A 5,113-nucleotide genomic window follows, 5' to 3' on the forward strand; every position below is an offset into this window, starting at 1 on the left:
CCCCCCAACTTTTTATTTCGTATAGACAAGATGAGAGTCTTTTGCTTCGACGAATTAAAGCTTTTGAGCAAAGACTATTTTGGGTTAGATATTGACAGAATGCTTGGGCTTCTTGGTAATCATCAAAGCCCAAATAGGTGGTATGTCTTTCGCCTTTAGGATTTGTAATCGTAGCCAGGGTGGGTAAAAGACAATTTAAGTTCCAGTTATTCTCTAAAGGAACGACTTTCTTTTGATATTTGCTGTTAGTCATTGAGATGTGTTATTATCATCTCAATAACAGCGCAAAGCGCACTCTAACGCTCTAAAACAATAATTCTCGTATTAACTCCTGTTGAACGATCGCTATTCAAGAAACTGCCTTGTGGCAAAGGAGCATTTATAACGCACTTGTCCTCTAACCACTCTCGAAACTCAGCATATTTCCTATCTTGGCGGAATTCAATGGATTCAGGGGCAATGGCCACTAACTGTCCCCCTTCTAAAAGATGGTCGTAAGAGTAACGGATATGAATTAGTTCTGAACCTTTGACAAATGGGGGATTCATGAGGATTCGGTGGTAGGATGTGGTAACATCAAAGCAGTCAGACCCAATGACATTAAATCCTTTGATTTCGAGTAATTGTCTCAGATTAGAGTTAAGTTCACATACTTCTAGGTTCACATCAACAGCTTCTTTGATCGCACTGGCGATATCCCCCTTGCCGGCACTAGGCTCCCAGACTCTCAGTCCTGGTTTTAGATTAGCTAATCTAACCATTTGGTCACAAACCGGCTTAGGCGTGGAAAAATAGCCAGGAATCGTAGTTCCGATTAACTGACACTCAAGTTCAGCTATTTTCTTGATTTTGGGGTCAACTACGGGGGGGTGATGGAGTTCTCCTAAAGCTGAGATCGCACTTCGGACACGGGGAACAGTACGAATATTAGCCCGTAACAGGGACTTAGCCCAACCATCAACCGCGAGACCTCGTTGTATGTAATCATCACTGATATCTCTGAAGTCTGCTAAGTCAGATAACTGGCTTTTTGTCGATATTTCAGTTAAAATACGGGGCAATGTGCCTTCATCTAACGCATACGCTAGTGCATAAAGCCATGCTTGTATCAATGACAGTTTTTCCCCTTCTTCCCTCATGGATGCAGCAATCCTTGCCCTTCTCCTTGTTGGACGTTGTCGACCAATCGCAGAATTAAGTTTATTATCGATTTGAGACTGCATTTTGTCAGCTAAATCTCTGAATTTTTTAGCTTTCTTGGGATTGGGATAACGTAGTTTTGTGGGGGTATCTTGCATCGGCAAGTCAAATATCGATAACTGCTGGATCATTTATAATTAATTCCTTGAATGATTTTTGTGCGAACTTCTGGGTCAATCTCTCCTACTAATACTCGGCGGTCTAATTCTGCTAAAATATTGGTTAATTCCTCTTCATTAGTGCGGAACATATTGGTAGGATCTTTGGTTAATTCCCAAACTTTTTGAGGGTCATCAGAAACTTGGCTTAAGCGATTAACGTAGAAATTAGTGATAGTCTCTTTACGTTGTTTGAGCTTATCTTTAAGGTTGATAGGTTTCTTCTTTTTTCGGGGCATTCTGATTAGCTGCTAAATTTCAGGGAGACTAAAAAGAGAAGGTGCAAGCCCTTCTCTTTTGGAAATAAATAACTGTGGTAAAGACATTGATCAAGCGGCTAATTGCGCTTGGAAATTTGTTTCAATCCAGTCAATCACTTGATTAGCAGCTTTCTGAATGAGCATTCCACTTTTCCTTAAGTTTTCCAGCGCATCCTCGCCTTGTTGCCAACCAGCGACATAAGGGAATGAATAATCACTCGAATCAATCCCGAAATGATGTAAGACAATGAAAGCAACAGATTCTGCTTCTAATTCCGCTTGGCTTCGAGGAATGTGGTCATTGTATTGACTACGAGAATGTAAAAGTGAGTGACCTATTTCGTGCGCCAGTGTCTTGGCCTGATGTTGCTTTGGTAGCAGTGGATCTACTACTATTTGTCTGGGTTCTCCTGTTTGCCCGTCGTAACGACACCACCCGTTGGCACCTAAAGCCCCTTGGAATAAAACAGGAACGTTATTATTCATGGTGAATGCCGTTAAGAGATCGATTAATCCTTGATCATCACCGGTCAATGAGGAAACTATTTCTGGCAAATCTTCTCCTTCGGTTTGAGACACATCAAAGACGCTGACCGTTCTAAAGCCGAAAATCCCTGTTTTTGCCTCTAATTCTCCGTTATCGTTTTCTTTCTCGATTTTGCGTTTCAACGGGGCTAAAATTTTGATAGACTTGCTGCCTTTTTTAACCTGTCTTCCTAATTCTTGCCAGCGTTGATAGCCAGCTACTCGTGATGCTTCTGGGAACTGAGAAAGAATTAGCATCACGTTGTTAAATGAATAATTGTGGAATTGGGATTGTGTTTTCAAGTATCGCTGCCAATCTCCCGATTCTAAGAGTTCGGCTAGTCCTTGTTCTAATTGCTCAAAGGCAAGTGCAGTTTTGTTAGTCTTTTGCGCCATGAGATCTAGGGATTATTTTTTCCCTAGATCAGCGCGAAAGCGCAAAGATTCTGGTTTTTGTTACCCTATCGTGGTCTTAAAAATAGTATAATTGTTTGGGATGCTGTTTTGGTTGAGCTATGAGTGCAACCACTACCACTAAGCCTAATTCTAGTAAAGATGAAACCCTAACTGGTGTGGTTGAACGTATCACCTACCATGCCGAAGATGGGAGCGACACTGTGGCGAAAATGCAAGTGATGATAAGGAGCCTAGAGAAAATAGTCAAAAACGAGCATTGCCACTTGAAAAATTTTCAAATGTTAATACTTATAAATGTTAGCATTTGTCTTTTAGAATAAAAATTTATTATTGCTAATAAATTTTTAAGACTTTTTAAAATCCAAAAACTTATGATTAAATTTAATTAAATTATTTTTTTTTGTTTTTATTAAGAATTTAGGGTATTGAGTTGTATTCTTAATTTATGTTTATAGTTAATAGCAAAAGATATTTTTTAAAATACTGGTTTGTTAATTATAAAAAACATTTGTAAAAACAGATTTAATTAATAAAATGGAAAAGTATTAGTTTATTTACTATTGTATTTTTTAACCCTTTAAAATTAATAATCAATAAACAAAATAATGATTAAATTGATTATTAATTCAAAAAAATACTTGTTTATCCTTGTTATCATTATTGTCTTTAGCTTAATTGATATTAATTTTTTTATTAATTTATAAATTTATCTTTTAAATAATAAAATTTTAAGTAATTTAAAATTTTTATCTGTTGTCTTTTGATAAACTTAAGAAATTTTATGAAACATAAATAAATTCATTGATTTATACAATATCATAAGCTTAATAGATTAAATACGTTGAGCCATTTCACTAGATAGTTTTGATTAGCGGAACATTTTAAGCTTTTAGTTAGTCGGAGATAATTATTATAAGCTTATTAAATTTTTTGAGAGAAATGATTAAAATTACGTTTCTTTCGTTATCCGGTGGCCAAGGAAAAAGCACTTGTTCTTTATTTACCGCAAAGCGATTAGGGCAAAATTCTCCTTTGTTAGCGATTGACGTAGATCCCCAAGCATCATTGACTGCATATTTGGGCCATAATGTGCAACCCACAGATCCAACCCTATTAGAAGTTCTCAAAGGGACAGTTGCTCCTACTGATGGTATCTATGCTTTGAATGAGAATACTTTTTTGATGCCAGCCGATGACGGACTAGAAACAGCAATTGAATATTTGGCAAGTACGGGATTGGGGGTATCTATGTTAAAGACTATTGTTGAACCTTTAGAAGAAACCTTCTCTTACGCCATTATTGATGCACCACCACAAAAAACACAACTATCTCGTACAGCGATTGGGGCTGCTGATTATTTAGTCATTCCTGTGGAAACTTCAGTGAAAGGGTGCGCTAGTTTAGTGAGAACCTTAGAAACTTATCAAGAGTTGAAACGCTGGAAAGGAACCGTAGCAGAGATTTTGGGGATAATTCCTTTCAGGGACAAATGGGTAGGTAGTTACCGTACAAAAGAAAGTCAGTCTGCTATTGATTTTATGAAAGATTATGTTGGGGATCAACTATTACCCTCAATTCGAGAATCTGAAAAATACAAGCAAGCAATTAATCAAAGAGTCACTTTAGAGGAATTAGGCTATGGGGATCTTGCTTACCCATTTGAAGTGCTGGAATCTAGATTATTAAGTTGTTTAAATCAAGGTCACACTTCTTTACCTGTCGCTGTTTGATAAGAGTTTAAAATTGTAAAAAAATGAGCCAACTTGAAGAATTAAGAAAAAAAGCCATTCGTCCAACGGTTCCTCAACGTACAGACAGTTTTTTGTCATCTGAAAGTGAACCTGATTCGTCTAGGAATATATCTGAGCTTCCATTTAGAGAGCTAGAGACTTCAGAGTCCGTTTCTTCTTCTCCTTCTTCTTTGATGAACAAAGCTACTAAAAAACGCCAGAAAGGAGTTAGGTTGGATGAGGAGATTGCTGATTCATTAGAGCGATTTTGCCTTGAAGAAAAAATAACTATAGAGACTCTTATCGAAGCTGCTTGGCTAGAAATGCAGAATAATCAGAAACTTGGCCAAAGAATTCTCAAAGCTGCAAAAGCTCGTCGCCAAAAACGATTTAAGTTAGGCCGACTACAGGCGAAGAAAACTGAATTAGCAGCTTTGGAAGCAGAAATAGCTAAATTTTCAGATTGAACGAAAATGTTAAGTGCAGACCCTATCTAAAATTTTTAATTTAGTTGGGGTCTTGACCGAGTGACTTGAATTAGGTATCCCATTAATTAGATGTATAAACCCCCACTTTTCTAGGAACTCTTTTCCATAGTCCACTTAAATGACCTTTTGATAAGCCTTTAGTAATTTTATCTCTAACCAAGGACCCTTCTGCTTTTGTTACATCCCCATAAATGCCGGTCACTACTTCGCTAATTGTCCATTCTCTATGTGGGTTAGAATTAAACAATCTTGTGATAGCTTTTTCGATACCTAAACCTTTATATAGCATTTCCCATACTCATGAGGTACACTGGGAGGAAACTATTTAATGCGA

Annotated in this window: 8 protein-coding genes; 3 read left to right on the plus strand and 5 right to left on the minus strand. The window is 37.2% G+C overall.

Annotation, left to right across the window (positions count from 1 at the left end; genetic code table 11):
- From P9B04_RS13865 to P9B04_RS13880, 4 genes are all read right to left on the minus strand, one after another.
- The coding region (locus tag P9B04_RS13865; RefSeq protein WP_342055578.1) for a hypothetical protein at positions 1-253 on the minus strand (253 nt) is incomplete at its 3' end.
- 43 nt (positions 254-296) lie between these two features.
- Positions 297-1,331 (minus strand): SAM-dependent DNA methyltransferase, encoded by a 1,035-nt coding sequence (locus P9B04_RS13870; RefSeq protein WP_342055579.1) that lies wholly within the window; start codon positions 1,329-1,331, stop codon positions 297-299.
- Positions 1,328-1,597, minus strand: a complete 270-nt coding sequence (locus P9B04_RS13875; RefSeq protein WP_342055580.1) for a hypothetical protein — start codon at positions 1,595-1,597, stop codon at positions 1,328-1,330. Before P9B04_RS13875 ends, P9B04_RS13870 begins: the two co-directional genes overlap by 4 nt.
- 90 nt (positions 1,598-1,687) lie before the next feature.
- Positions 1,688-2,539 (minus strand): ArdC-like ssDNA-binding domain-containing protein, encoded by an 852-nt coding sequence (locus tag P9B04_RS13880; RefSeq protein WP_342055581.1) that lies wholly within the window; start codon positions 2,537-2,539, stop codon positions 1,688-1,690.
- Positions 2,540-2,658: 119 nt separating this feature from the next.
- Here P9B04_RS13880 and P9B04_RS13885 point away from each other — a divergent pair, with 119 nt between their 5' ends.
- From P9B04_RS13885 to P9B04_RS13895, 3 genes are all read left to right on the plus strand, one after another.
- Positions 2,659-2,880: a hypothetical protein gene (locus P9B04_RS13885; RefSeq protein ID WP_342055582.1), complete on the plus strand. Its 222-nt coding sequence runs from the start codon at positions 2,659-2,661 to the stop codon at positions 2,878-2,880.
- A 619-nt stretch (positions 2,881-3,499) separates the two neighbouring features.
- Entirely contained in the window at positions 3,500-4,291 is a 792-nt protein-coding gene (locus P9B04_RS13890; RefSeq protein WP_342055583.1) for a ParA family protein, read from the plus strand.
- Between the two features lie 23 nt (positions 4,292-4,314).
- A complete protein-coding gene (locus P9B04_RS13895; RefSeq protein ID WP_342055584.1) occupies positions 4,315-4,758 on the plus strand; it encodes a hypothetical protein in 444 nt (147 codons plus the stop codon).
- Between the two features lie 82 nt (positions 4,759-4,840).
- On the opposite strand, the gene P9B04_RS13900 is transcribed toward P9B04_RS13895, so the two are convergent.
- Positions 4,841-5,068 (minus strand): hypothetical protein, encoded by a 228-nt coding sequence (locus P9B04_RS13900; RefSeq protein WP_342055585.1) that lies wholly within the window; start codon positions 5,066-5,068, stop codon positions 4,841-4,843.
- Positions 5,069-5,113 lie beyond the last annotated feature (45 nt).

This window comes from Crocosphaera sp. Alani8 (assembly GCF_038442745.1).
Lineage (GTDB): Bacteria > Cyanobacteriota > Cyanobacteriia > Cyanobacteriales > Microcystaceae > Crocosphaera.